Below are 26769 nucleotides of genomic sequence, written 5' to 3' on the forward strand. Positions count from 1 at the left end.
TGGAGCGGCGTCATGGGCGACAAGAAGGCGGCGACGGGGACGGCGAAGCTGCCCCGCAAGACGTACGAGCGTGAACTGCTGCGGCTGCAGACCGAGTTGGTGAAACTGCAGGAGTGGGTGCGGACGGAGGGCGCCCGCCTGGTCGTGGTGTTCGAGGGCCGGGACGCCGCCGGCAAGGGCGGCACCATCAAGCGGGTCACCGAGCACCTCAATCCCCGTGTCGCGCGGATCGCGGCGCTGCCCAAGCCGACCGAGCGCCAGCGCGGCCAGTGGTACTTCCAGCGCTACATCGAGCAGCTGCCGGCCGCCGGGGAGATCGTGCTGTTCGACCGGTCCTGGTACAACCGGGCCGGTGTCGAGCATGTGATGGGCTTCTGCACCATGGAGGAGTACCAGCGGTTCCTGCGCCAGTGCCCGATCTTCGAGCGGATGCTGGCGGAGGACGGGATCCTGCTGCGCAAGTACTGGTTCTCGGTGAGCGACGCCGAGCAGCAGGACCGCTTCCGGCAGCGGCTGGAGGATCCGCTGCGGCAGTGGAAGCTGTCCCCGATGGACCTGGAGTCGATCACCCGCTGGGAGGCGTACTCCCGCGCCAAGGACGAGATGATGGTGCACACCGACATCGCCGAGGCGCCCTGGTACGTCGTGGAGAGCGACGACAAGCGCCGCGCGCGGATCAACATGATCGCCCATCTGCTGGACTCCGTGCCCTACAAGGAGGTTCCGCCGCCGGTGCTCGAGCTGCCGGAGCGCCCGGAGTCCACCGGCTACGAGCGCCCGCCGCGCGATCTGCAGACCTACGTCCCGGACCACGCGGCGACCCTCTGAGCGCGCCGTACGGACGCGGGCCGTACGGACACGGGCCTAACAGACGCGGCCGTACGGAAACGGGCCGTACGGACACGGGCCGAACAGACGCGGCCGTACGGAAACGGGCCGAACAGACGCGGCCGTACGGAAACGGGCCGTACAGACGCGCGCCGTACAGCGCGCACCGGCGCCTCAGGTGCCGGCCCGGCGCGCCTCCACCAGGACCGCGCGCTCCGGGAACAGCACCGGGGCCTGGACGCCGACGGTCTCCAGGACGTGTCCGGTCAGCTCCACCCGGCCGCTCCCCCACCACGGCGGCTCCGAGCCGGTCGGCCCTTCCGGGCGGTCGCCGGGGGCGAGCGGGGCCAGGCGGTAGACGGCGTCCGGGTCCAGGCCGGGGAGGCGGACGCGGCCCGGCGGGGACTCCACGCTCGTGGCCGTCTGGACGAGGGCGTACACCGCGTGGGCCCGGTCCGCCGCGACGACACCGTGCAGCCACAGGGCGGGGTCGGGGTGGTCGCCGTGCACGACGGTCCCGGAGTGCAGCAGGGGCCGCAGCCGCTTGTACGCCGCGACCCACTCCGCGAGCCGGGCGCGCTCCCCGGCGGAGGCCAGGGTGAGGTCCCACTCGATGCCGAAGTGGCCGAACAGTGCGGTCGCCGCACGGAAGTCCAGGGTGTGGGCCCGGCCGGTGGTGTGGGCGACGGGTGCGGCCACATGTGAGCCGAGCAGTTCGGGCGGCAGCAGGAGCCCGGTCCAGCGCTGGATCTGCTGGCGCTCCAGGGCGTCGATGCAGTCGCTGGTCCACACCCGGTCGGTGCGCTCCAGGATGCCCAGGTCGATCCGGCCGCCCCCGGAGGAGCAGGACTCGATCTCCAGGCCGGGGTGGCGTGCGCGCAGTTCGTCGATGAGCCGGTACACGGCGAGGGTCTGCGCGTGCACCCCGGGCGTGCCGAGCGGAGAGTGGCCCGCCTCGACCAGATCGCGGTTGTGGTCCCACTTGATGTACGCGATGCGGTACTCGGTGACGAGCGCGTCCAGGCGCTCCAGTACGTACGCGTAGGCCTCGGGGTGGCCGAGGTCGAGGACCTGCTGGTGGCGGGCGGCCGGCGGGGTGCGTCCGCCCGTGGCCATGATCCACTCGGGGTGGGCGCGGGCGAGGTCGGAGTCCGGGTTGACCATCTCCGGCTCGAACCAGAGCCCGAACTGCAGCCCCAGAGCGTGCACATGGTCGACCAGCGGATGCAGTCCGCCGGGCCAGACGTCCTCGTCGACGTACCAGTCGCCGAGCCCGGCGGTGTCGTCGCGACGGCCGCGGAACCATCCGTCGTCGAGGACGAACCGCTCCGCCCCGGCCTCGGCCGCCGCGTCGGCCAGGGCCTTCAGCCTGCCCACGTCGTGCCGGAAGTAGACGGCCTCCCAGGTGTTGAGGGTGACCGGCCGCGGGGAGCGCGGGTGGTGCGCACGGTCGCGGAGACAGCCGTGGAAGCGCGCGGCGAGTTCGTCCAGGCCGCGTCCGTACGAGCCGTAGATCCAGGGCGAGTCGTAGCGTTCGCCGGCGCCGAGCCGGATCTCGCCGGGCAGCAGGCTCTCGCCTCCGCCGAGCAGCCGTACGCCCGCCGGGGTGCGCTCGGCCAGGGAGCGGTGGTTGCCGCTCCAGGCGACATGCAGGCCCCACACCTCACCGGTGCGGAAGCCGAATCCGTTCTCGCCCGCCACCTGGACGAGCGTCGCGTCGATCCCGGTGCGGCCGCGCCGGTTCTCCCGCAGGTGCGTGCCGACCGTGAACTCATGGCGCTGCGGGGCGCGTTCGCGCAGGTGCCGGCCGGTGAGGTCGAGCAGTTCGGTGGCGTGGCCGGGCACGGGCAGGGTCAGCAGCAAGCCGTCCAGGGTGTAGGGGCGGCCGCCGCCGTTGGTGAGGGTGGCCCGCTGCCGGACCAGGCCCGACCGGGTCACCTCGATCTCCAGGGCCAGGGCGAGCCGCGCGTGCTCGTCTACGGCGTCCACGGCCACCCTGTGCGCGACCGGGCCTTCGCCGCTCTCCGGGCGTACGGACCGCACGGTGAAGGCCGTCGAGAAGTCCTGCCCCTCGCGATGGCCGGTGAGCCCGGGGGTGCCGAGCCACCCGGCGGACAGCTGCGGCAGCACGCCGAGCGGCACCGGCTCGTCGATCGAGCACGACACGACCTGCTGCGCGTCGGCGAGGGCCAGACAGGCCAGGGCGTCACGGCCGAGGTCACCGAGGTCCGCGCCCCAGTGGACGACCCGAGGCAGCAGGGCACCGGTGAAGTCCAGGACGAGGCTCGTGCCGGCGGCGCGGAAGTGGAGGAGGTCGTCGGGCATGGGGGTCCCTTGGGGGTGGAGGGGGTGGCGGGCCGGAGAGCGTGGGTCTTGGTATCGGGGCCTCGGTGTCGCACCGGCTCCCGGAAACTCTTGCCGCGGAAGCACCGCCCGTCAACTGACGTCCGCCACAGCGACTTCGTGGCCGGCCTGCGCGCGCTCACGCTCACGCCGTGTGCGCCAGGACGCGGGCCTGGTCGCAGAGCTGCCCGCGGGCGGCGCGCGGGCCCGCTCAGGAGCGGCTGGGTCCGTGGTCCGCGGCGTACGCGGTCATGACGTGGCCGGTGTCCTCGCCGGTGTGGAGGAACCGGTCGTCGAGGATCACGGCGAGGTCGTCCAGGGCGGTCCGCAGGATCGCCCCGGCGAGGCGCACGTCGGGGTGGGTGGCTGCCGCGGCCTGCGCGGACAGCGTGATCGCGTGGCCGAGCTGCAGCGGCAGGGAGGTGTTGTCGTCGGCGTCGTAGAAGTAGTAGGACTCCGGGTACTGCATGAAGTCGACGGAGACGACCGAGACCGCGGTGGCGAGGCCGTCCAGGAGCGCGGCGCCGCCGTCGGAGTCGAGGGCCTGCGCGGGGACGCGGCTGCGGCGCAGGTGGGACAGGCGCAGGGCGAGGGCTCTGCGCCTGGCCAGGGCCGGGTAGATGCCGAGGATCCACGCCACGGTCGCCGAGAGCAGGGCGAACCCGGTGAGGGCCTCCACGGGGGCGACGACGCGGAGCCAGCCGGTGGCCGGGGCGATGTCGCCGAGTCCGAGCGTGGCGAGGGTGACCATCGACAGGTAGAAGGCGTCGAGCCAGCCCGAGTGCTCGCGCGGGGACAGGTCCGTGGCGTACGAGAAGTGCTCGGGCATGTGCGGCCAGTAGATCAGGGCCCACCCGACGGCCAGGAGCAGGGACCAGACGGCGACGACGGCGACCATGCCGAGGGGGCCCGTCAGCCCGGCGGCCCGGTGCCGCCGGGCCAGACGGTTGGAGAGCCACCACAGGGACGTCATCACCAGCCGGCTCAGCCCGCCGTGCCGGGTCGGATGCCAGAGGGTGTGGAAGACGTCCCGCAGTGTGCCCAGGACGAGTCCCATGCCCGCGACGGTCGGCAGCCATGTCATCGGGACGCCCTCCCGGAAGCACCCGCCCGGCGAGCGGACCCGCGCGACCGGTCGACGGCCACTTCGGGTGTACCGGGCATTCGGAACATAACTGCCCGCAGTGTGCCACGCGTCCGGGCCGCACGGCGTTCCAACGCCACCCCGAGCCGGGCCGCGGGCGGAGATCACATCGTCCGCAGCCGCCGGGGTACGCGCCTCCGGGGCGGATCCGCCCCCGGGCCGGCGGACCCGCCCGGGGGCTGGGGCCTGTCGTTTGGATCATGTCGGCGTCACGGGGTCTGGCACGCACGTCTGCCGCGTTGTCGCCGGTTGCCGACTCCCCCGCTCGAGCGAAGCCGAGAGTGGGGGGCGGCGACTGGCGACAACGCGGCGGGGCGCGGTGCCGGGCGCCGGGAGCCCGGCATGATCGGCGAGCCCCCTAGGAGCGGCGCGGTACGGGGATGACGTAGCGGCTGAAGAGGAGCTCGCGCAGGACGTCGTCGCCGCCCTCCACGAGGGAGACGTAGCGGATGTCGCGCAGCAGTTTGCCGATGGGCAGGTCGTGCGTGTAGCCGAGGCCGCCGAACATCTCCGAGCCGGTGCCGGCCACCTCCCAGCCGGCCTGGCCGCAGAACATCTTCGCGGTCAGCGCCGACTTGAGGGTGCCCTGGCGGTGGAAGAGCGCGGGGGCGCCGGGGTCGGCCATGACGGCGTCGTACTCGCGCGCGGCGCGCAGGCAGTGGCTCTTCATGACGTCGATCTGCATCTCCATCTGGCCGAGCCGCTGCGCGAACACGGGGCTGTCCAGGAGGGTGCCGTCGCGGAACGGCTTGCCCTTGGCGTAGGTCATGCAGTGGTCCCGGACCCGGCGGGCGATCCCGATCGCGGTGGCGGCGATGAGGATGCGGCTGGCGTTCAGTCCGATCTCCAGCAGCCGCAGGCCCGAGCCCTCGAGGCGGTTCGCGGCCGGCACGCGGCAGCCCTTGAGGCTGACCTCGTAGGTGTGCGAGGCGCGCAGGCCGATGACGTCCCAGCGCCTCACGATCTCCACGCCGGGGGTGTCGCGCGGGACCAGCACGGCGTGGTACGCCTCGGGGTCCTCGGCCGAGCGGGCGACGACGACGAGGAAGTCGGCGAAGTCGGTGTTGGTGGAGAAGAACTTCTCTCCCGTGACGACGAGTTCGTCCCCCTCGGCCGCCACGACCGTCTCGATCTTGGCGAGTTCGCTGCCCGCCGTCCGCTCGCTGCCGAGCGTCGCGCAGAAGGAGCCGCGTTCGGCCATCGGCGCCAGATGGCGGGCCTTGAGCTCCTCCGAGCCGTACAGCTGCACGATGCTGGTGCCGAGGACCGAGATGAACAGCGTGAACGCCACTCCCGCGTCGCCGTAGGAGAGCTCGTTGACGATCTCGACGCTGTCCTCGAGGGTCAGTCCGCGGCCGCCCAGTTCCTCGGGCAGCCACCAGTTGGCCAGTCCGGTCTCGCGGAACCTCTCGTAGACGTCCGTCGGCTTGTCCTCGAGCGCGTCGAACTCCGTGTGCCGGCCGTCGAGATGCTCCTTGACGAACGTACGCACGGCCTTCAGGTCTTCCGGCTTCATCTCTCCACCACTTCCAGGTCAGGCACACCGGGCACTGACGTGATCATTCGGAATTCGCCCGCTGCACGAGTGCCTCGATGTCGAGGTCGTCGATCTCGTCCAGGTCGTCCAGGTCGTCCAGCTCGGCCGGCCCGGCCGGTCCGCCGGGTTCGCCCGTGGCGTCGGCCGGGTCGCCGGCGGTGTCCTGCGCGTCCTGCTCCGGCTCGGGGAACAGCAGCTCCCGCACCCGCTCCGCCAGCGCGGCGGGCGTCGGGTAGTTGTAGATCACCGTGGCCGGGATGTGGACGCCCGTGTCCTGCTTGACCTGGTTGCGGAACTCGACGCCGCTGAGGGAGTCGAAGCCGATCTCCTGGAACGACATGTCGGCGTCGATGTCGTCGGCGGAGGGGTAGCCCAGCACGACGGCCGCCGTCTCCAGCAGCAGGGCCACGAGTTCCTCCCGCTGTTCCTCCGGGGAGAGACCGGCGAGCTTGGCGGCCATCGGTGACGCCCCGCTCTCCTGCGGCTCGGCCGCGGCGGCCGGCCCGGCCGGGGCGGGCGCCGCGGGCCGGACCAGGCTGTGCAGCAGCGCGGGCACGGTGTCCTGCTCCAGGGCGCCCCGGTCGATCTGCACGGGCAGTTGCAGCGTCTCGTCCACGGCGAGCGAGGCGTCGAACAGCGCCATGCCCCGCTCGGCCGCCAGCGGAGCCATGCCGTGGCGGCGGAAGCGCGCCAGGTCGCTGTGGCCGAGTGTGCTGGCCATGCCGGTCTGCCACGGGCCCCAGGCCAGCGACAGGGCGGGCAGCCCCGCCGCCGCGCGGTGCTCGGCCAGCGCGTTGAGGAAGGCGTTGGCGGCGGCGTAGTTCGCCTGGCCCGCGTTGCCGAGGACGCCCACGACCGAGGAGTACAGCACGAAGGCCGACAGGTTCCGGTCCTTGGTGAGTTCGTGCAGATGCCAGGCCGCGTCGGCCTTGGGCGCGAACACGCGGTCGATCCGCTCCGGCGTCAACAGCTCCACGGTGGTGTCGTCGAGCACGCCCGCCATGTGTACGACGGACGTGAGCGGAGCCTCCTCGGGGATCCGCGCGAGCTGCTCGGCCAGCGCGTCGCGGTCGGAGACGTCGCAGGCCGCCTGGGTGACGCGGGCGCCGAGCCCGGACAGCTCGGCGGCCAGGTCGGCGGCGCCGGAACGGCTGAGCAGCAGCAGGTTGCGCACACCGTGCTCGGTGACCAGGTGCCGGGCGAGCATGGCGCCCAGACCGCCGGTGGCCCCGGTGAGCAGGACCGTTCCGTCCGGGTCCCAGGTGTGGGCCGTGCCGGCCGGGGCGGGCAGCGGGGTCAGCCGCGGCGCGTGGGCGGTGCCCCGGCGCAGCACGAGTTCGGGCAGGTTCGGGTCGAGGACGTCGAGGGTGTCGAGAGCGCGCTGCGACTCCTGGCTGCCGTCGGTGTCCACGAGCACGAACTGGCCGGCGTGCTCGCCCTGTGCGGAGCGCACCAGACCCCAGACCGGGGCGAGCGCCGGGTCGGGCGTCTCGCCGGGGAGGGCCGCCACGGCGTTCCTGGTGACGAGGACCAGCGGACGGTCGTGGTGGTCGCTCAGCCGGCGCTGCACCAGCTCCAGCGCCTCACGGGCGTACGCCCGGGCCGCCGTGGGCGTGTCGGGGTGTTCGCGCGTCTCGATGTGCACGACGTCGCCAGGACCGGCCGCCCCCTGCGGGCCCTGCTCCAGCGGCGTCCAGCGCACGGCGAACAGGGAGTCGGCGAGGGAGCCCCGGGTGAGCTGGTCGGCGGAGGCCGGCATCAGGGCCAGCGAGTCGACGGTGAGCAGGGGCTCGCCGTCGGCCGCGGTGACCGTCACCGACACCTCGGTGTCGCTGATGCGGGCCACGTGGACCCGGACCCGGCCCGCGACACGGGCGTGGCCCGCGACCCCGGACCAGGAGTAGGGCAGCATCGCCTGTCCGGGGCCGTCGGGCAGGACCAGCGCCAGGATCGGGTGCAGCGCGGCGTCGAGCAGGGCCGGGTGGACGGCGAAACCGTCCGCGGAGTGCGGTACCCGCTCGGGCAGCTCGACCTCGCCGTGGGCCTCGTCGCCGGACCGCCACAGGGCGCGCAGCCCCTGGAAGGCCGTGCCGTAGCCGTAGCCGCGGTCGGCGAGCTCGGGGTAGAAGCCGCTCAGGTCCACCGGGACGGCGTCCTGCGGGGGCCAGACGTCCACGGGGTCGGGACGGGCGGGTGCCTGCGGGGTGACGTACCCGGCGGCGTGCCGGGTCCAGGCGGCCGGGCCGCGGGAGTCCGGCCGGGAGTGCACCGTGAGGGGGCGCCTGCCCGACCGCTCCGCCTCACCGACGACGACCTGCACCCGTACGGCGCCGTCGGCGAGGGTCAGCGGGGCGTGCAGGGTGAGTTCCTCGACGGCGTGGCAGCCGGTGTCCTCGATCGCGCGCAGGGCGAGGTCCACCACGGCCGCACCGGGGAACACGGGGGTGCCGAAGATGGTGTGGTCGGCGAGCCAGGGCTCGGCGTCGAGGTCGATCCGTCCGCTGAACACCAGCAGGCCGGTGGCGGCGAGTTCGGTCTCGGCGGCCAGGAAGGGATGCCCGGCCGGCTCGAGCCCGGCGCCCGCGACATCGCCGGAGGGCCTCACCTGCTCGGCCCAGTAGCGCTGGTGGTCGAAGGCGTAGGTGGGCAGGTCGACGGGGCGGCCCGCGGCGCCGACGGCGTCGAGGTAGGCGGACCAGTCGACGGGGACGCCGGCGACGTGCAGCCGGGCGAGGGCCTCCGCCGCCGTACGGGTCTCGGGACGGCCCTTGCGGACCAGCGGGACCGCCGTCACGTCCGTGTCGGTGAGGGTGTCCGCGGCCATGGCGGCGAGGACTCCGTCGGGGCCCGCCTCGACGAGTGTCCCGGCGCCGGCCTTCACGGCGGCGGCGACCCCGTCGGCGAAGCGCACGGCGTCGCGTACGTGGCGCACCCAGTACTCCGGCTGTTCCAGCTCGCCCGGTTCGGCGAGGGCGCCGGTCACGTTGGAGACGACCGCGAGGCGTGCGGGTGCGTAGGCGACCGACTCGGCGACGCGCCGGAACTCCTCGAGCATGGGGTCCATCAGCGGCGAGTGGAAGGCGTGCGAGACGCGCAGCCGGGTCGTCTTGCGTCCTTCGGCGGCCAGGGTCGCGGCGACCTCGGTGACGACGTCCGCCGCACCGGAGACGACGACGGCGGCGGGGCCGTTGACGGCGGCGACGGAGGCGGCGTGCTCGTGCCCGGCGAGGGCGGCGCGGACCTCGTCCTCGCTCGCCTGGACGGCCACCATGGCGCCGCCGCTCGGCAGCGCCGCCATCAGGCGTCCGCGGGCGGCGACCAGCCGGGCCGCGTCGGCGAGCGAGAACACGCCCGCCACGTGCGCGGCGGCCAGTTCGCCGATGGAGTGCCCGACGAGCACGGCGGGTTCGACACCGAGGGAGGTCAGAAGCCGGTAGGCGGCCACCTCGAAGGCGAACAGCGCGGGCTGGGTCATCGCGGTGTCGTCGAGCAGCGCGGCGGCCGCGGAGCCGGGTTCGGCGCCGACGACGTCGTCGATCCGGTGCTCGAGCAGCGGGTCGAGTGCCGCGCAGACCTCGCGCCAGGCCGCGGCGAACGCGGGGAAGGCCGCGCTCAGTTCGCGGCTCATGCCCGGGCGCTGGCTGCCCTGCCCGGAGAAGAGGACGCCGACGCCGGGCGGCGCCGAGACGTGGCCGGTGACCACGCCGGAGTCGCGCCGGCCCTGGGCGAGGGCGTCCAGACCGGCGAGGAGCTCCGCCCGGTCCGCGCCGATGACGACGGCGCGGTGGTCGAAGGCAGAGCGCCGGGTGACCAGGGAGCGCGCCACGTCGGCCGGGTGGGCGTCGGTGCCGTCGGTGAGCGCGGCGGCCAGCTTGCCGGCCTGTCCGGCCAGCGCGCGGGCGCTGTGCGCCGACACCGGCCACACCAGGGCGCCCCGGGGCTCCGCGGCGGGGGTGGCGGCCGGGTCCGCGGGCTCGGCGAGGTCGTCCTGCTCGATGATCACGTGGGCGTTGGTGCCGCTGATCCCGAACGAGGAGACGCCGGCCCGGCGGGGGCGGTCCGCCACGGGCCAGTCGCGCTGCTCGGCGAGCAGCCGTACGGCGCCGGAGGTCCAGTCGACGCGGCGGGAGGGCTGCTCGGCGTGCAGCGTCCTGGGCAGCAGCCCCGCCCGCATCGCCATGATCATCTTGATGACGCCGGCGACACCCGCGGCGGCCTGGGTGTGTCCGATGTTGGACTTCAGCGACCCCAGCCACAGCGGGTCGCCCTCGCGTTCCCGGCCGTACGTCGCCAGCAGCGCCTGCGCCTCGATCGGGTCGCCGAGGCTGGTGCCGGTGCCGTGCGCCTCGACCGCGTCGACCTCGTCCGGGGCGAGGCCGGCGGAGGCGAGGGCGTGGCGGATCACGCGTTCCTGGGAGGGGCCGTTGGGCGCGGTGAGGCCGTTGCTCTCGCCGTCCTGGTTGACGGCGCTGCCGCGCAGGACGGCCAGCACGCGGCGGCCGTTGCGGCGGGCGTCGGACAGCCGCTCCAGCACCAGCACGCCGACGCCCTCGGACCAGCCGGTGCCGTCGGCGTCGTCGGAGAACGCCTTGCAGCGGCCGTCGGCGGCCAGGCCGCCCTGCCGGGCGAACTCGACGAACATGCCGGGCGTGGACATCACGGTGACGCCGCCGGCGAGCGCGAGGGAGCAGTCGCCGGAGCGCAGCGACTGGGCGGCCAGGTGCACGGCGACCAGCGAGGAGGAGCAGGCGGTGTCGACGGTGACGGCCGGTCCCTCAAGGCCGAGGGAGTAGGCGATCCGGCCCGAGACGACGCTGCCGGAGCCGCCGGTCAGGGCGTGGCCGGCGAGGTTGCCGGGCACCTCGTGCAGACGGGGCAGGTAGTCCTGCGCCATGGCGCCCATGAACACGGCGGTGCCGGAGCGGCGCAGTTCGGCCGGGTCCTGGCCCGCGTGTTCCAGGGCCTCCCACACGGCTTCGAGGGCGAGGCGCTGCTGCGGGTCCATGGCGAGGGCCTCGCGCGGGCTGATCCGGAAGAAGCCGGCGTCGAAGTCGGCCGCGCCGTCCAGGAAACCGCCCGTGGGGGTGAAGTCCGCGTCGGCGTCGATGTGCCAGCCGCGGTCCCCGGGGAAGCCGGTGATCGCGTCGACGCCGCCCTCGACCAGCCGCCACAGGTCCTCGGGGGTGGTGACGCCGCCGGGCAGGCGGCAGCTCATGCCGACGATCGCGATGGGCTCGTCGGCGGCGCCGGCGGGGGCCGCCTGCGTGCCGGCCGGTGCCTCGTCCGGCCCGGTGAACTGCTCCCGCAGGTGCCGTACGAGGGCGGCGGGGGTGGGGTGGTCGTAGGCGAGCGAGGCGGGCATCTGCAGGCCCGTCGCGGAGTTGAGCCGGTCGCGCAGCTGCACCGCGGTGACCGAGTCGAAGCCGAGTTCCTTGAAGGTGCTGTCCGCCGCGATCCGGGTGGCGTCGGCGTGCCCGAGCAGCACCGCCGCCTCGCCGCGCACCAGCGTCCACAGCTCCGGCTCGGACAGCCCGGTGGCTTCGACGGTGGTCTCCGCGGCCGCGGGCGCCGCCGTGGCGGGCGCGGGACGCGGAGAGGGGGTCTGGACGGAGGCCCCGTCGACCCAGTAGGTCTCGCGCTGGAAGGCGTACGCCGGCAGCGGTACGCGCCGGGCGCCGCGGAACGTGCCGCTCCAGTCCAGGACGACGCCACGGGTGTGCAGTTCGGCCATGGACAGCAGCAGGCGGTGCGTCTCGTCCTCGTGCCGGCGCAGCGTGGGCTGCACGACCGCCGAGCCGGCCGTGGCGGCGATGTGCATCGCCAGCACCGGGTGCGGGCTGACCTCGACGAACACACCGTGTCCGGCCTCGGTCAGCGCCTGGACGGTGTCGGCGAAGCGCACCGGCTCGCGCAGGTTGCGGTACCAGTACTCGGCGTCCAGCTCGGCCGGGTCGACGCGTCCGGCGACGACGGTGGAGTAGAACGCCACGCCGGTGTCGGTGGTGGCGGCGCCCGCGACGCCCTCGAGGACCTCGTCGCGGATCGATTCGACGTGCTCGCAGTGGGAGGCGTAGTCGACCGGGACGATCCGGGCGCGCACCCCGCGGGCCTCGCAGTCGGCGACGGCCTCGCGTACGGCGTCCGGGTCGCCGGAGATGACCACGGTCCCGGGCGAGTTGACCGCGCCCACGGAGACCCTGGACCGGTCGACCTGGTCGGCGGGCAGGTCGAGCACCGCCATCAGGCCCCGGCCGGAAAGCTTCTCGGTGATGATCCGGGCGCGGGTGACGATCAGCCGTATGCCGTCGGCGAGGGAGAGGATGCCCGCCGCGGTGGCCGCGGCGATCTCGCCCTGGGAGTGGCCGATGACCGCGTCGGGCGTGAGACCCGCCGCGCGCCACACCTCGGCCAGCGACACCATCACCGCGAACAGCGCGGGCTGCACGACGTCCATCCGCTTCAGGGCGGCCTCGTCGCCGAGCACGTCCCGCAGCGACCAGCCCGCGACCTGCGCGAGCAGGCGCTCGCACTCGTCCATGCGGGCGGCGAAGACCTCGTTGGTCTCCCACAGGCCCCGGGCCATGCCGACCCAGTGCGCGCCCTGGCCGGAGAACACCCAGACCACGCCGCCGCCCTCGGCCGCGGTGCCGGTGACGACCCGCGCGGACGGTGTGCCCTCCGCGAGCGCGGCGAGGCCGTCGAGCAGTTCCCGCCGGTCGGCGGCGAGGACGACACCGCGGTTCTTGAGCGGGGACCGGGTGGTCGCGGTGGAGTGGCCGACGTCCAGCGGGCCGAGACCGTCGTCGTCGCGTACCCAGGCCAGCAGTTCGCGTGCCTGGGCCCGCAGCGCCTGGGGGGTGCGCGCGGACACCATCACGGGCACCGGTGCGCCGGGCGCGGCCTCGGCGGCCGGCCGCGGTTCGGGGCGGGGTTCGGGGGCGCCGACGACGAGGTGGCAGTTGGTGCCGCCGATGCCGAAGGAGCTGACGCCGGCCAGCCGGGGTCCGTCGGGCCAGGCCGTGGCGGCGGCGTTGACCCGCAGCTTCCACTCGTCCAGCGGGATGTCCGGGTTGGGCGTGTCGTAGTTGAGGCTGGCGGGCAGCTCGCCGTGGCGCAGGGACAGGGCGACCTTGATGAGTCCGAGGACGCCCGCGGCCGCGTCGAGGTGGCCGATGTTGGTCTTCACCGAGCCGACCAGCAGCGGCCGGGTGGTGTCGCGACCCTCGCCGTACACGTCGGCCAGGGCGCTCGCCTCGACCGGGTCGCCCGCCCGGGTGCCGGTGCCGTGCAGTTCGACGTACCGCACCTGGTCGGCGGCCACGCCGGCGTCGCGGCACGCCTCGCGCAGCAGGGCGCTCTGCGCCTGGGCGTTGGGCACGGTCAGGGAGCCGGGGCCGTCGTGGTTGACGGCGCCGCCGAGCAGCACGCAGTACACGGGGTCGCCGTCGGCGACGGCGTCGGCCAGCCGCTTGAGGACGACGACGCCCGCGCCCTCGCCGCGGACGAACCCGTTGGCGCGGGCGTCGAAGGTGTGGCTGCGGCAGTCCGGGGACAGCGCCCCGGCACGGGCGAAGGCGATCGTGCTCTCGGGCACGAGGTTCAGGTGGACGCCGCCGGCCAGGGCGAGGTCCGCGTCGTTCGAGCGCAGGCTCTCGCAGGCCATGTGCACGGCGACGAGGGAGGAGGACTGGGCGGTGTCCACGGTCAGGCTCGGTCCGTGCAGGCCCAGTTGGTGCGAGACGCGGTTGGCGATCAGGCCCCGGCTCAGTCCGGCGACGGCGTGGTGGGACAGCGCGTCGCCGCCGTGGCGGTGCACCAGGGAGGCGTAGTCGTCGCCTGTGGCGCCCAGGTACACCGCGGTGGCGCTGCCGCGCAGGCTCTCCGGCGGCAGGAAGGCGTCTTCCAGGGCCTGCCAGCTCAGCTCCAGCACCATGCGCTGGCGCGGGTCCATGACCGCGGCCTCGCGCGGGGAGATGCCGAAGAATCCCGCGTCGAAGTCGCCGACGCCGTCGACGAAGCCGCCCTGGGGGTGGCGGGCCAGTTCGGGAACGTCCCTGGGCCACCGGTCGGCCGGCGCGTCCGCTATCGCCTGCCGCCCCTCTCTCAGCAACTGCCAGAAGGAACGGATGTCCTCCGCACCGGGAACCCGGCACGACATTCCGATGACGGCTACGGCATTCTGATCCACCCCGGTGAGCCCTTCCCCGAACTCGTTCACGCCCATAGAGCTCCAGCCCTCTCTACCCCTTTGGCTGCCCTGCACGATCCGTGAACGGGCCCCGCAGATACACCTGGGCGCCGGTGAATTCGAGGAATGTGCGAGCCGTGGCTCACTTCGGGGTATTCCGCGGGGCGGGACGGGGAAATGCGTGTGGCCACGCCGGACCGGCGTGGCCACATTCGCTCTGTGCGTTTCGTTCGGCTCGGGGCGCTTCGTTCGGCTCGGGCTTGCCGCGGCGGCCCTGGCTGTCGGCGCGCGGACGGGGCCGGGCGGCGGGCCCTGGCTGTCAGCGCGCGGTCCGCGCCCGCCAGGAACGGCCGATCGTCTTCACCAGGTTCGGTGTCACGAAGACGCGCCGGAAGGGCAGGATGAGCGGCATGTAGACCTTCCCGAGCAGGCCCTTCTTGTGGACCAGCACGGCCATCTGCGCGTGGTACCTGCCGTCGCCGTCGTGCACCCAGCCGATGTGCATGGCCGCGTGCACGGTCTTGTTGACGACCTCGGTCACCCATTCGTCGGACGTCTGGTAGACCGACTTCATCGGCACCACCTTCAGGTCCGGGCCGCGGGGGCCGTCCCGCAGGTCCTCGGGCAGCCGGTCGCGCAGCGAGGGATTGCGCGGGCCGAGTCCGTGCTCCGCCTCGTCCCACTTGAGGAGGGCCCCGAGTTTCCAGCGGATCGCGAACAGCAGTCTGTACATCGGCGAGGGATCGAAGTCCTTGCCGTCGCTGTCGAACTGCCGGACCAGGAGCGCCAGATCGTCCGGGCCGCCGGGGGTGTCCAGATCCCAGACGTCCTCGACCTCGAAATCCCGGATGAACTCGTGGATCCTCCACGGCCGCTCGGTGAAGGCGGAGTCGGGGAGCCTCATGCGAACCTCATTTTCTCGGGGAACGGACGGCCGCGCACGGCAGGGACAAACCTAGCCGTGCGCGTCCCGTCGCGACCGCCCGGCCTCAACCGGCCAGCTCGGCCTTCACCTTGCGCGGCCGGAACACCATGCGGGCGCCGTTCCGGGGGATGTTGACGACCGTGCGGCTGCGCGCCTGCTCCGGCTCGGCGTCGGCACGCTCGACGTCGAGGGTGGTCAGGATCTCCGTCAGGGTGGCCTTGAGCTCCACGAACGCGATCCGGTCGCCGAGGCAGCGGGTGTGGCCGCCGCCGAACGGGATCCAGGTGTGCGAGGCGGGCTTGGCGCCGAGGAAGCGCTCCGGGCGGAACTCGTCGGGCTGCGGGTAGTTGTGCTCGTCCCGGTTGAGCAGGTAGGCGCTGGCCCACAGACGGTCGCCGGGCTGGTAGCGCACGCCGCCGATCTCCACCGGCTTGACCACCTCGCGGGGGACGATCTGCTGGATCGGCGGGCCGAGCCGCAGCACCTCGTGCACCACCGCCGTCAGGTAGGCGTCGCTGGTGCCCTCCTCGATCTCGGCGCGCAGGCGCCGCATGACGTCGGGGTGCCGGGTGAGGAACTCCAGCGCCCAGCAGATGGCGGCGGCGGTGGTCTCGGTGCCGGCCAGGAACTGCGTCATGATCTCGTCGCGCATCTCGACCCGGCTCGGCGTGGAGCCGTCGGCGTTGGTGATGGCGAGCATGACGCCGAGCAGGTCGTCGCCGGGGGCGCCGGAGCGCACGCGCTCCTCGATGGCCGCGTCCACCATGGCGTGGACCCGGTCGCGGCGGGTGAGGAAGTCGTTGACGCCGTTGAACGGGTTCAGGCGCAGCAGCTTCACCCGCCAGTCCGGCATGCGGTGGAACATCTTCATCGTCGCGGGGCGGGAGTTGAACTCGAGCATCTTCATCACCTCCCCGAACATGGCGTCCTCGCAGGAGGGACGGTGGTCACCGAAGAGGACCTCCATGATCACCTTGGTGGTGTAGTGGTGCGCGTGCGGGTGCACCGACACGGCCTGGTTGCGCGGCCAGGCCGCGACGGTCTCCTTGGCGAGCTGGACGACCGCCTGCTCGACGCGCTTGAGGGCGTCGCCGCGGAAGCTGGGCATGACGCTGCGCCGCCGCGCGGTGTGCGCGTCCTCGTCCAGCCAGGCGAGGCCGTTCTGGCCGGTCCACTTCTCGATGGGGCCGTTGCTGGAGCCGGTGTGCAGGACGTCGCGGGGCGCCAGGAACATCTGCTTGACGTCGTCCGGCGCCGAGATCACGTGGATGCGGATGCCGGGGATGATCGTCACGCGGAACCGGCTGCCGTACTTGGCGCGGCAGCTCTTCAGGAAGGGCTCCGGGCGGGCCCAGATGCCCAGCACCTGGCGCAGCCGCGACATCTCCACCACGGGCAGCGCGGTGGAGGGAACGACCGTCTGCCCGGCGGGCGCGGAGTGGTCGACCGGGCACTTGCCGCCGGATGCGGCCGCCGCGTCGTGAGCGTTGCTGGAGTGGTCCATTGTCGTTCTGTCCTTGTCTCGTTGCCGCTAGCGCGTTGCCGCGTGGGGGAGGTGGTCTGCTGAGGTGTCTGCGCCCGTGCCGGCCGGCCGCCTGACCGGCCCGATCGCGAACAGGGCCAGCCCGCTGAGGAGTCCGGCGCCGGCCATGACCATGAAGGAGGCGCGGAAGGAGGAGAGGTCCGGGGTGTCGGTGAGGACGACGGCGACGACGGCGACGCCGAGGGCCATGCCGATCTGCCGGGACATCGAGGCCATGCCGGTGCCGGTGGCGACCCGTTCGGGCGGCAGGGACAGCGTCGACGCCGCGGCGAGCGCGGGCAGGATGACGCCGAAGCCGATGCCGCCGATGATCGACCCGGGCAGGAAGTGGGCCGGGAAGTCGGGTGTGCCGTCCAGGGCGTACGTCCACCAGATGCCGCCCGCCGCGAAGGCGGAGGCGCCGACCAGCCCGACGAGGTGCACCCCGACGCGGACGGCCAGGATGCCGCTGGGCACGGCGAACAGGGCGGCCATCACCGGGCCCGGCGCGATCTCCAGGGCGCCGCGCAGGGTGGAGTGCCGCCAGACCTGGGTCAGGAACAGGATCGTGGAGATGGCCATCGCCCCGACGCCCATGAAGAAGAAGCCGGTCGCGACGTTGCCGAGCGCCACGGTACGGACCTTCAGGAGGGCGGGTTCGAGGACCGGGGCGGGGTGGCTCTGGGCGCGGCGCACCGTCCACAGCAGCCCGATCGCGCCGGCCAGCGACAGGCCGACGACCTGCGCGCTGCCCCAGCCCCAGGTCTCCCCCTGGGTGATGGTCGCGACGACCGCGGCGACGGACGCCGCGAGCACCGCGATGCCGAGCAGGTCCGGGACCGGGCCGTCCTCGGTGGCGGACCTGGGCAGCGACCACGCGCCGATCAGGACGGCGGCGATGCCGAGGGGCAGGTTGACCACGAAGACCCAGCGCCAGTCGACCTCCGCCAGCAGGCCGCCCAGCGGCAGCGCGGCGGCGGAGCCGACCCCGCCGACCGCGGTCCACAGCCCGATGGCGATGCCGCGCCGCTCCGGCGGGAACAGCCCGAGCAGCAGGCCCAGCGAGCTGGGCGCCATCAGCGCGGCGCCCACGCCCTGCACGGCCCGGGTGGCGACGAGCACCTCCAGGGAGGGGGCCGCCGCGCACACGGCCGACGCGAGGGTGAACAGGGCGAGGCCGAGCAGGAAGACCCGCTTGGTGCCGGACCGGTCGGCCCAGCGGCCGCTGGGCAGCAGGAGCGCGGCGAAGGTGATCGCGTAGGCGCTCATCACCCAGGACAGGCCGGTCAGGCTGGCCGTGGGGAAGGACTCCTTCATGCTGGGGAAGGCGATGTTCACGATCAGCATGTCCACCGCGGAGATGAACACCCCGGTGAGGATGACCGCGATCGACATCACCCGGCGCGGTCCGTTGCCGCTCATTCCTCGATCCACCTTTCGATCACGTCGGCGGTGGCCGCGGCGGCGGCCTCCATGAGGGCGAAGTGGTCGGCGGCGACCTCGACGTGGTCGTCGGCGGCCTCCCACCGCGGACCGTCCGGCTCCGCTCCGCCGCCGAGCGGCTCGGCCGCCCGGATCATCAGGGTCCGCGCGGAGACCGTCCCCGGGCGCGGACCGGTGAACAGGCGCAGGTAGGCGCCCATGGACAGCCAGCTCGTGTCGTCGATGGCCACGGGGCGCCGCTCCTGCCGGAGCATGTGCGCCAGCAGCTCCGCGAAGGCACGGCCGGCCGCGTCCTCCCCCTCGCCGTCGCCGTCGAGTGCCAGCGTGTCGATCATGACGACGCCGGTGAGGGAGGCACCGGACGCCTGGAGGCGCTCGGCCAGCGAGCGGGCGACGACACCGCCCATGGAGTAGCCGACGAGGACGAACGGGGCGTCTCCCACGGCCGCGCGGATCGCGTCCTCCAGGACCTCCAGGACGGCCTGCCCGGACCGCGGCGCGAGACCGGTCCCGAATCCCGGCAGGGAGCAGACGTGCACGTCCCGCACACCCTCGAAGCGGTCGGCCAGGCGCACGAACTGCTCCTGACCGGAGCCGACGACGTACACGTAGGACGGTACGCAGACGATCTTCACCCGGCCGGGTCCGGAGGCCAGCTGGGCAAGGCGTCCGTCGGTGGCGGGCAGTTCGGCGGCCGACCCGAAGACGGGCCTGCCGGCCGCGGCGTCCACCAGGTCCCGCAGCGCCTGCGGCATGGTCCCGGTCTCGGCGGCGTGCCGGAGCCTGCGGGTGAGCGTGTCCCCGGCGGGCTCGGGCGCCCGGGTGCCGGGGGCTCCGGAGCCGACCTGCTTGAGCAGCTGCCGGGCGATCTCCGCCGGGGTGGGGTGCTCGAAGACGAACGACACGGGCAGGCTCAGGCCGGTGGCCTGGGAGAGCCTGTTGCGCAGCCCGACCGCGCTCATCGAGTCCATGCCGAGCTCCTTGAGCCTGCGCTCGGGGTCGATCCCGTCGTCGGCGCCGTGGCCGAGGACGGCCGCGACGTGCGTCGTCACCAGCTCCAGCACGACCGGTTCACGGTCGGCGTCCGGGACGCCGGCCAGGCGCTGGGCCAGCGAGCCCCCGCCCGTCTCCCGCTGGGCGGGCAGACGGACCAGACCGCGCAGCAGCGCCGGGAGCGTCCGCTCGCGGGCCTGGGCGCGCAGCGCCGCCGGGTCCAGCACCACTGGCGCGAGCAGGGCGGCGTCCACGGCGAGGGCCTGGTCGAACAGCTCCATGGCGCGCTCGGCCGGCAGCTCGACGGTCCCCGGGGACACGGTGGCGTCCCCCGCCCACGGGCCCCACGCCAGCACGGTGCCGGCGAGTCCGGCCGCGCGCCGCGCACGGATCAGCGCTTCCGCCGCCGCGTCGGCCGCCGCGTCCTCGGCCCGGCCTCCGTCCGGCGAGGCCAGGGCGGCGGCCGGGTCGCCGCCGAGCGAGGCGTAGGACGAGAACAGCACGAAGGCGGACACGCCGGCCCCCTCGGTCAGCGTGTGCAGCCGCCGGGCCAGCTCCACTCCCCCGGCCCCGCCCACCGTGTGGACGACCGCGGTGAGCCGCGCCCGCAGGGACTCGGCCAGGTCGGCCGGCCCGTCGGCGGCGAGGGCCTCGACACGGGCTGTCGCACCGAGTGCGGCGAGCTCCGCCACCAGCCGGTCCACGGCGGCACCGGGCTCACCGAGCAGCAGCAGGTCGCGTACGCCGTGCCGTTCGGCCAGGTGCCGGGCCACGGCCGCGCCCCTGGGGGTGGCGGCGCCGGTGACCAGCACCGTGCCGTCGGCGTCCGGCAGCACCGGTGCGTCGGCGGCCCCGGCCGGGACCTGGGCGAGCCGCGGTGCGCGCGGCTGCCCGGCGCGTACGGCGAGCCTCGGCTCGTCGGCGGCGAGCAGCGCGCCCCACTCCGGCTCGCTGTCGCCGTCCGTGTCGACGACGAGGAACCGGCCCGGGTGCGCGGACTGCGCGGCGCTCAGCACGCCCCACGCCGCGGCCTGGGCGGGGTCGGGGACCTCCTGATCGGTGGCGGCCACGGCGTGGCGCGTCGCCACGACCAGGACGTCCCGGCCGGACGGTGCCCGGTCGAGCCAGCGCCGTACGAGAGCGGTCGCCTCGTCGGCCGCGGCGCGCACCGCCTCGGGGCCGGTCCCGGCGGGCGTGCCGATCGCCGTGAGCACGGCCTGCGGGGCGGGCGCGCCTGCGGCGACGGCGTCGTCCAGGGCGGTCAGATCGGCGTACCGGTCGGCGACCGCCGGGGCGGCCCCGCCCAGCGCGGCCAGCCGCACCGGGGTGGCCGTCGCGCCGGGCACCGCGGCCCAGTCCACGCGGTACAGCGAGCTCTGGCCGCGGCGCAGTTCCTCCAGGTGGGCCGGGTCGGCCTCGCGGAAGGCGACGCGGTCCACGCCGAGCACGAGCGTGCCGTCCTCGTCGAAGACGTCCAGCCGCAGGGTGTCGCCGTCGGCGGTGACATGGGCGCGGCCGCGGGTGGCGCCGGTCGTGGCCAGCCGCACCCCGGACCAGGAGACCGGCAGCTTCGGCGTCGCGGTGCCGGTGAGGGCCGGCTGGGCGCTGTGCAGCGCGGACTCGAACAGGGCGGGGTGGATGCCGAAGTCGGCACCGCCGAGGTCCTCGGGCAGGGCGAGTTCGGCGTACACGTCGGCGCCGGAGCGCCAGGCGGAACGCACGCCCTGCAGCGCGGGGCCGCAGTCGAGGCCGAGGCCGGCCAGCGCGGCGTACAGGTCGTCGACCGGGACCGGTTCGGCACCGGCGGGCGGCCAGGGGCCCGGCCGGCCGGCGGCGGGCGCGGTGTCCGGCGCGAGCCAGCCGGTGCAGTGGCGGGTCGTCTCGGCGTGCTGGTCGCCGTCCGGGCGGGAGTGGACGGACACCGGGCGGCGGCCGTCCGCGGCGGGTGCGCCGACGATGGCCTGGATCTGCAGGGCCGTCTGGTCGGGAAGCAGCAGCGGCGCCTCGAACATCAGCTCGTCGAGGAGCGGCGTGCCGAGGTCGCGGCCCGCGGACAGCGCGAGTTCGACCAGCGTGGTGTGCGGTGCGACGGGCAGGCCGAAGGCGGCGTGGTCGCGCAGCCACGGCTGGGACTCGTGCGACAGCAGTCCGCTGAGCACCCACTCGTCGCGGTCGGCGAGCCGCAGACTCGCCGTCAGGACCGGGTGACCGACCCGGCCGAGACCGGAGGCGGCGGGGTCGCCGGCGGCCGGGCGGCTGCTCGGCCAGTACCGCTTGCGCTGGAAGGCGTAGGTGGGCAGCGGGACCTGCCGGGCACCGGTGCCGGCGAAGCAGGCGGCCCAGTCGACCTTCACCCCGGCGATGTGCGCCTCGGCGAGGGAGAGCAGGAACCGCTTCATGCCGCCCTGCCGGCGCCGCAGCGAGCCGACCACGCCGACACGGCGCGCTCCGGCCGCGGCGACGGTCTCCTCCATGGCCACGCCCAGCACCGGGTGCGGCGACATCTCCAGGAAGCAGCCGGCGCCGTCCTCGACGAGCGCGCGGACCGCGGGCTCGAAGCCGACCGGGTTGCGCAGGTTGGTGTACCAGTACGCGGCGTCCATGCCGGCGGTGTCGACGAACGCGCCGACGGCCGTGGAGTACAGCGGGATGGTGCCGCTGCGCGGCTCGACCGGGGCGAACGCCTCCAGCATCTCGGTGCGGGCGGCCTCCACGTGCGGCGAGTGCGAGGCGTAGGTGGCCGGGATCCGCTTGGCCCGGACGTCCTCGTCCTCGCAGGTCTCCAGCAGCGCCTCGACGGCGTCCACGTCGCCGGCGACGATCACCGACGCGGGCCCGTTGACGGCGGCCACGGTGACGCGGTCCCCGTACGGCGCGATCAGCTGTTCGACCTGCCGCATCGGCAGGGCGAGCGACGCCAGGCAGCTGGTGCCCATGAGCCGGTCGTGGGCGATCCGGCTGCGCCCGGCGATGACGCGGACCGCGTCCCGCAGCGACAGCCCGCCGGCGACGTACGCGGCGGCGATCTCGCCCTGGGAGTGGCCGACCACCGCGGACGGTTCGACGCCGTGGGACCGCCACAGCGCGGCCAGGCCCACCATCACGGCGAACAGGGCGGGCTGTACGACGTCGACCCGCTTCAGCGACGGGGCGCCGGGCGCCGCGCGCAGGACGTCCTCGAGGTTCCAGTCGACGAACTCGGCCAGCGCCTCACCGCACGCGGCGATCTCGGCGGCGAACACCGGCGCGGTGTCGAGCAGTTCGACGGCCATGCCCTCCCACTGCGCACCCTGACCCGGGAACACGAACACGGGCCTGGCGGTGGTGGAGGGGCGGCCGGAGGCCGTGTGCTCGGTGACGTCGCCGACGGCGAACGCGGCGAGCTCGGCGGCCAGTTCGTCCCGGGTCGCGGCCACGAACACCGCGTGCCGGTCCAGCCTGGCCCGGGTGGTCAGCTGCGAGTGGCCGACGTCCGGCAGCGACAGCTGGGGGTGGTCGAGCAGGTGGCGGCGCAGCCGTTCGGCCTGGACGCGCAGCGCGGCCTCGTTGCGCGCCGACAGCAGCACGGGCGTCGCGGCCGGGACCGTCGTCCCGGAGCCGGCGAGCGGGGTGTCGGCGGGCGGGGTGTCGGCGGGCGGGGCGTCGGCGGGGGCCTCCTCGACGATGATGTGCGCGTTGGTGCCGCTCACGCCGAAGGAGGACACGCCGGCCCGGCGCGGGCGGCCGCCGGCCGGCCACTGCCTGGCCTCGGTGAGCAGCTCCACCTCGCCGGACTGCCAGTCGATGTGCGGGGACGGGGCGTCGACATGCAGGGTCTGCGGCAGGACGCCGTTGCGCATCGCCATGACCATCTTGATCACGCCGGCGACGCCGGCCGCCCCCGAGGTGTGGCCGATGTTCGACTTGATCGAGCCGAGCCACAGCGGGTCGCCGTCCCGCTCGCGGCCGTACGTCGCGAGCAGCGCCTGCGCCTCGATCGGGTCACCGAGGACGGTGCCGGTGCCGTGGCCCTCGACGGCGTCCACGTCGGCCGGGGTGAGCCCGGCGTTGGCGAGGGCCTGGCGGATCACGCGCTCCTGCGCCGGGCCGCTCGGTGCGGTCAGGCCGTTGCTGGCGCCGTCCTGGTTGATGGCGGTGCCGCGGATGACGCCGAGGATGTGCCGGCCGTTGCGCCGGGCGTCGGAGAGCCGCTCCAGCAGCACCAGGCCGAGGCCGTCGGAGAAGCCGGTGCCGTCGGCGGAGGCCGCGTAGGCGCGGCAGCGGCCGTCCGGGGAGTTGGCTCCCTGCCGGCTGAACTCGGTCATCGTGATCGGTGTGGTCATGAACGTCACGCCGCCGGCCAGGGCGAGGGAGCACTCGCCGCCGCGCAGCGCCTGCGCCGCCTGGTGCAGCGCGACCCCGGAGGACGAGCAGGCCGTCTCCACCGACACGGCGGGGCCTTCGAGGCCGAGGGTGTAGGCGATCCGGCCGGAGGCGACGCTGGACATGGTGCCGGTGACGCGGTAGCCCTCGTACTCGCCGGGCACGAGGATGCCGTAGTCGGAGCCGGTGATGCCGACGAAGACCCCGGTGTCGGTGCCGCGCAGCGACGTCGGGTCGATCCCGGCGTGCTCCAGCGTCTCCCACGCGGTCTCCAGCAGCAGGCGCTGCTGCGGGTCCATCGCGACGGCCTCACGCGGGCTGATCCCGAAGAACTCGGCGTCGAAGTCGCCCATGCCGGTGAGGAAGCCGCCGCCGCGCGCGTAGGTCGTGCCGATCCGCTCGCGGTCCGGGCTGTAGAGCCGCTCCAGGTCCCAGCCGCGGTCGGTGGGCAGCGGGCCGATCACGTCGCGGCCCTCGGCCACGATCTCCCACAGGTCCTCCGCGGAGGTGACGCCGCCGGGGTAGCGGCAGCCGATGCCGATGATCGCCAGCGGCTCGTCGACCGCGCCGGCGCGGCGCTGCGCGGCCGGGAGCGCGGTGTCCGCGGTGCCGGCGGCCTGGGCGAGCAGCAGCCGTGCGACGGCCAGCGGCGTCGGGTGGTCGAACACGAGGGTCGCCGGCAGCGGTACGCCGGTGCTGCGGGAGAGCCGGTTGCGCAGTTCGACCGCGCTGACGGAGTCGAAGCCGAGCTCCTTGAAGGCGCGTTCGCTGTCCACCTCGTCCGCGGAGTCGTGGCCGAGGACGGACGCGGCCTGCGCGGTGACCAGGTCGAGCACGACGCGCTCGCGTTCGGCCTCCGGCACCTCCGCGAGGCGCCGGGCCAGGGACCCGCCGGACGCGGCGCGCCGGGCGGGCACCCGGACGAGGCCGCGCAGCACGGCGGGCAGCAGCCCGGCCCGGGCCTGCTCGCGCAGGACGGCCGGGTCCAGCTCGACCGGGACGAGCAGGGGTTCGCCGGCGGCCAGGCCCCGGTCGAACAGGTCGAGGCCCAGGTCGGTGGGCAGCGGCAGGATCCCGGTCTGCGCGACGAGGCCGGGGTCGGCCGCGGCGGTGCCGTCGCCGTCGGCCCACAGGCCCCAGGCGAGCGCGGTGGCGGGGAGTCCGGCCGAGCGGCGGCCGCCGGCCAGCGCCGCGAGCGCCGCGTCCGCGGCGGAGGCGGCCGCCTGGCCGGGCAGGCCGGCCAGCCCGGCGAAGGAGGAGAACAGCATGAACGCGGCGAGGTCCGCGTCCGCGGTCAGGTCGTGCAGATGCCAGGCGGTGTCGACCGAGGCCCGCAGCACCGTCTCCAGGCGCTCGCCGGTGAGGGTCTCCAGCAGCCCGGCGTCGGACAGGCCCGCGGCGTGCACGACCGCGGTCAGGGGGTGCTCCAGGGAGCCGAGCAGCGCGGCCAGCTCCTGACGGTCGGTCACGTCGCAGGGCGCGACGGACACGCGCGCGCCGAGGAACGCCAGGTCGGCGGTGAGCCGGTCGGCCTCGTCGCGGGCGGCGGCCAGCACCACGTGGCGGGCGTCGTGGCGGGCGACCAGGTGCTCGGCGAACACCGCGCCGACGCCGCCCGTGATCAGGACGGTGCCGTCGGGGTCGAGGGGCCGCGGCCGGTCCGCCGGCGTGCCGGACAGCCGGGCCAGCCGGGGCGCGAGCACCTTCCCGTCGCGTACGGCGAGCTGCGGCTCGTCCAGGCCGAGCAGGGCGCCCCAGTCCCGCGCCGTCTCGGCGTCCGCGTCCAGGTCGACGACCAGGAGACGGCCGGGGTGTTCGGCCTGTGCCGCGCGTACGACGCCCCAGACGGCGGCCTGCGCGGCGTCGGGCTGTTCGTCCGCGACGGCGACCGCGCCCCGGGTGACCACGACGAGCGTGGCCCCGTCCAGCGGCGAACCCGCGGCCGGCCACTGCCGTATCAGTTCCGCGGCCCGCGCGGCCGCCTCCCTCACCGCCGCCGGTGTCGGCCCGGCGGGGGTGTCGATCGCGGCCAGCACGGCCTGCGGGACGGCGGCGCCGTCCGCGACGGCCTGCTCCAGCGCGGCCAGGTCGGCGTGACGGTCGGCCGCACCGGCGGCCTCGCCCAGCGCGGCCCACCGCACCGGCTTGGCCGCACCGGCGGTGAGGGGAACCCAGTCCAGCCGGAACAGCGAGTTCTGCCCGCGCAGCCCCTGCCCGAACAGGGCGGGGTCCGCGGCCCGTACGACGACCCGGTCGGCGTGTGCGACGGGCGCGCCGTCGGCGTCGTAGAGGTCGAGCCGCAGCACGCCCTCGCCTGCCGGGACGATACGGGCCCGAGCCTGCGCGACCTTGTCGCCGGTCAGCCGTACGCCCGACCAGGACACCGCCGACGGTGCCGCGCCGGCGTCGGTCCGGTGGGCGGTGTGCAGCGCGGACTCCAGCAGGGCCGGGTGGACGGCGTGGCCGCCGGGCTCGGTGCCGTCGGGCAGGGCGAGTTCGGCGTACACCTCGCCGCCGAGGGTCCACGCCTGCTGGGCGCACTGCAGCAGCGGCCCGCAGTCGAGCCCGAGGTCGGCGAGGGCGGTGTACAGGGCGTCCAGGGAGACCGGTTCGGCCCCGGCCGGCGGCCAGGCGTCCAGGCGGGGGGACGGCGCCTCGGTGCCGGGGGCGACGCGGCCGCGCGCATGGCAGACGGCCTCGGCGGACTGTTCCTCGCCGCTGTCCGGGCGCGAGTAGACCGCCACGTCACGGCGGCCGTCGGCGTCGGCCCGGCCGAGCGTGACCTGGAGGCGTACGGCGTCGTCGCCCATGACGAGCGGGGTGTCGAGGGCCAGTTCCTCGACGAGGTCGCAGCCGACGTGCCGGCCCGCCGACAGGACCAGCTCCACCAGCGCGGCGCCGGGGAGGGCGGCCGTGCCGAACAGGGCGTGGTCGCGGGTCCACGGCTGCCCCTGGTGGGAGAGGCGGCCGGTGAAGACCCACTCGTCGCGGTCGCCGACCGGCAGGGCCGCCGCGAGGACGGGGTGCTCGACCGGGCCCAGGCCGACCGCGGAGGCGTCGGCGAGGCCGGTGGAGTCCAGCCAGTAGTGCTTGTGCTGGAAGGCGTAGGTCGGCAGGTCGACGCGCCGGGCGCCGGTGCCGGTGAAGCAGGAGGCCCAGTCGACCTTGACCCCGGCGGCGTGCGCCTCGCCCAGCGAGAGCAGGAAGCGGGGCAGGCCGCCCTCGCCGCGGCGCAGGGAGCCGGCCACGCCCACACGATGGTCCGTGCCGTGGGCGGCGACGGTGTCCTCGACCGCCATCGCCAGCACCGGGTGGGGCGACATCTCCAGGAAGCAGCCGGTGCCCCTGCCGACGAGGGCGCGGACGGCCGGTTCGAAACCGACCTGGCTGCGCAGGTTGGTGTACCAGTAGCGGGCGTCCATCGTCGCGGTGTCGATGAGCCCACCGGTGACGGTGGAGTGGAACGGCACCCGGCCGCTCACCG

The 26769-nt window shown here is 74.7% G+C and carries 9 protein-coding genes; 1 reads left to right on the forward strand and 8 read right to left on the reverse strand.

Features of this window, described 5'->3' with window-relative positions; genetic code table 11:
* The first annotated feature begins 12 nt into the window (after positions 1-12).
* A complete protein-coding gene (gene ppk2, locus ACIGXJ_RS36290) occupies positions 13-828 on the forward strand; it encodes a polyphosphate kinase 2 (RefSeq protein ID WP_399654984.1) in 816 nt (271 codons plus the stop codon).
* A gap of 174 nt (positions 829-1002) precedes the next feature.
* On the opposite strand, the gene ACIGXJ_RS36295 is transcribed toward ppk2, so the two are convergent.
* The 8 genes from ACIGXJ_RS36295 to ACIGXJ_RS36330 form a co-directional block, all read right to left on the reverse strand.
* Positions 1003-3153: an alpha-galactosidase gene (locus ACIGXJ_RS36295; protein WP_399654954.1), complete on the reverse strand. Its 2151-nt coding sequence runs from the start codon at positions 3151-3153 to the stop codon at positions 1003-1005.
* 229 nt (positions 3154-3382) lie between these two features.
* Complete coding sequence (locus ACIGXJ_RS36300; RefSeq protein WP_399654956.1) at positions 3383-4255, reverse strand: potassium channel family protein; 873 nt, start codon at positions 4253-4255, stop codon at positions 3383-3385.
* 418 nt (positions 4256-4673) lie between these two features.
* Positions 4674-5831: an acyl-CoA dehydrogenase family protein gene (locus ACIGXJ_RS36305; protein ID WP_399654959.1), complete on the reverse strand. Its 1158-nt coding sequence runs from the start codon at positions 5829-5831 to the stop codon at positions 4674-4676.
* A 43-nt stretch (positions 5832-5874) separates the two neighbouring features.
* Entirely contained in the window at positions 5875-14070 is an 8196-nt protein-coding gene (locus tag ACIGXJ_RS36310) for a type I polyketide synthase (RefSeq protein ID WP_399654962.1), read from the reverse strand.
* A gap of 289 nt (positions 14071-14359) precedes the next feature.
* Positions 14360-14944, reverse strand: a complete 585-nt coding sequence (locus ACIGXJ_RS36315) for a DUF2867 domain-containing protein (protein WP_399654964.1) — start codon at positions 14942-14944, stop codon at positions 14360-14362.
* Between the two features lie 85 nt (positions 14945-15029).
* A complete protein-coding gene (locus ACIGXJ_RS36320) occupies positions 15030-16469 on the reverse strand; it encodes a cytochrome P450 (protein WP_399654967.1) in 1440 nt (479 codons plus the stop codon).
* Between the two features lie 27 nt (positions 16470-16496).
* Positions 16497-17909, reverse strand: coding sequence for an MFS transporter (locus ACIGXJ_RS36325; protein ID WP_399654970.1), 1413 nt, complete (start codon positions 17907-17909; stop codon positions 16497-16499).
* Positions 17906-26755: an SDR family NAD(P)-dependent oxidoreductase gene (locus ACIGXJ_RS36330; RefSeq protein ID WP_399654973.1), complete on the reverse strand. Its 8850-nt coding sequence runs from the start codon at positions 26753-26755 to the stop codon at positions 17906-17908. The genes ACIGXJ_RS36325 and ACIGXJ_RS36330 overlap by 4 nt, the downstream gene beginning before the upstream one ends.
* Between the last annotated feature and the right edge of the window lie 14 nt (positions 26756-26769).

The organism is Streptomyces sp. NPDC053367 (assembly GCF_044545925.1).
Classification (GTDB): domain Bacteria; phylum Actinomycetota; class Actinomycetes; order Streptomycetales; family Streptomycetaceae; genus Streptomyces.

What these genes read in the sequence shown, in the direction of transcription:
- ACIGXJ_RS36320 (WP_399654967.1), bottom strand. Translation starts at nt 16,469, where the DNA reads ATGGACCACTCCAGCAACGCTCACGACGCGGCGGCCGCATCCGGCGGC.
- ACIGXJ_RS36325 (WP_399654970.1), bottom strand. Translation starts at nt 17,909, where the DNA reads ATGAGCGGCAACGGACCGCGCCGGGTGATGTCGATCGCGGTCATCCTC.
- ACIGXJ_RS36315 (WP_399654964.1), bottom strand. Translation starts at nt 14,944, where the DNA reads ATGAGGCTCCCCGACTCCGCCTTCACCGAGCGGCCGTGGAGGATCCAC.
- ACIGXJ_RS36305 (WP_399654959.1), bottom strand. Translation starts at nt 5,831, where the DNA reads ATGAAGCCGGAAGACCTGAAGGCCGTGCGTACGTTCGTCAAGGAGCAT.
- ACIGXJ_RS36300 (WP_399654956.1), bottom strand. Translation starts at nt 4,255, where the DNA reads ATGACATGGCTGCCGACCGTCGCGGGCATGGGACTCGTCCTGGGCACA.
- ppk2 (WP_399654984.1), top strand. Translation starts at nt 13, where the DNA reads ATGGGCGACAAGAAGGCGGCGACGGGGACGGCGAAGCTGCCCCGCAAG.
- ACIGXJ_RS36295 (WP_399654954.1), bottom strand. Translation starts at nt 3,153, where the DNA reads ATGCCCGACGACCTCCTCCACTTCCGCGCCGCCGGCACGAGCCTCGTC.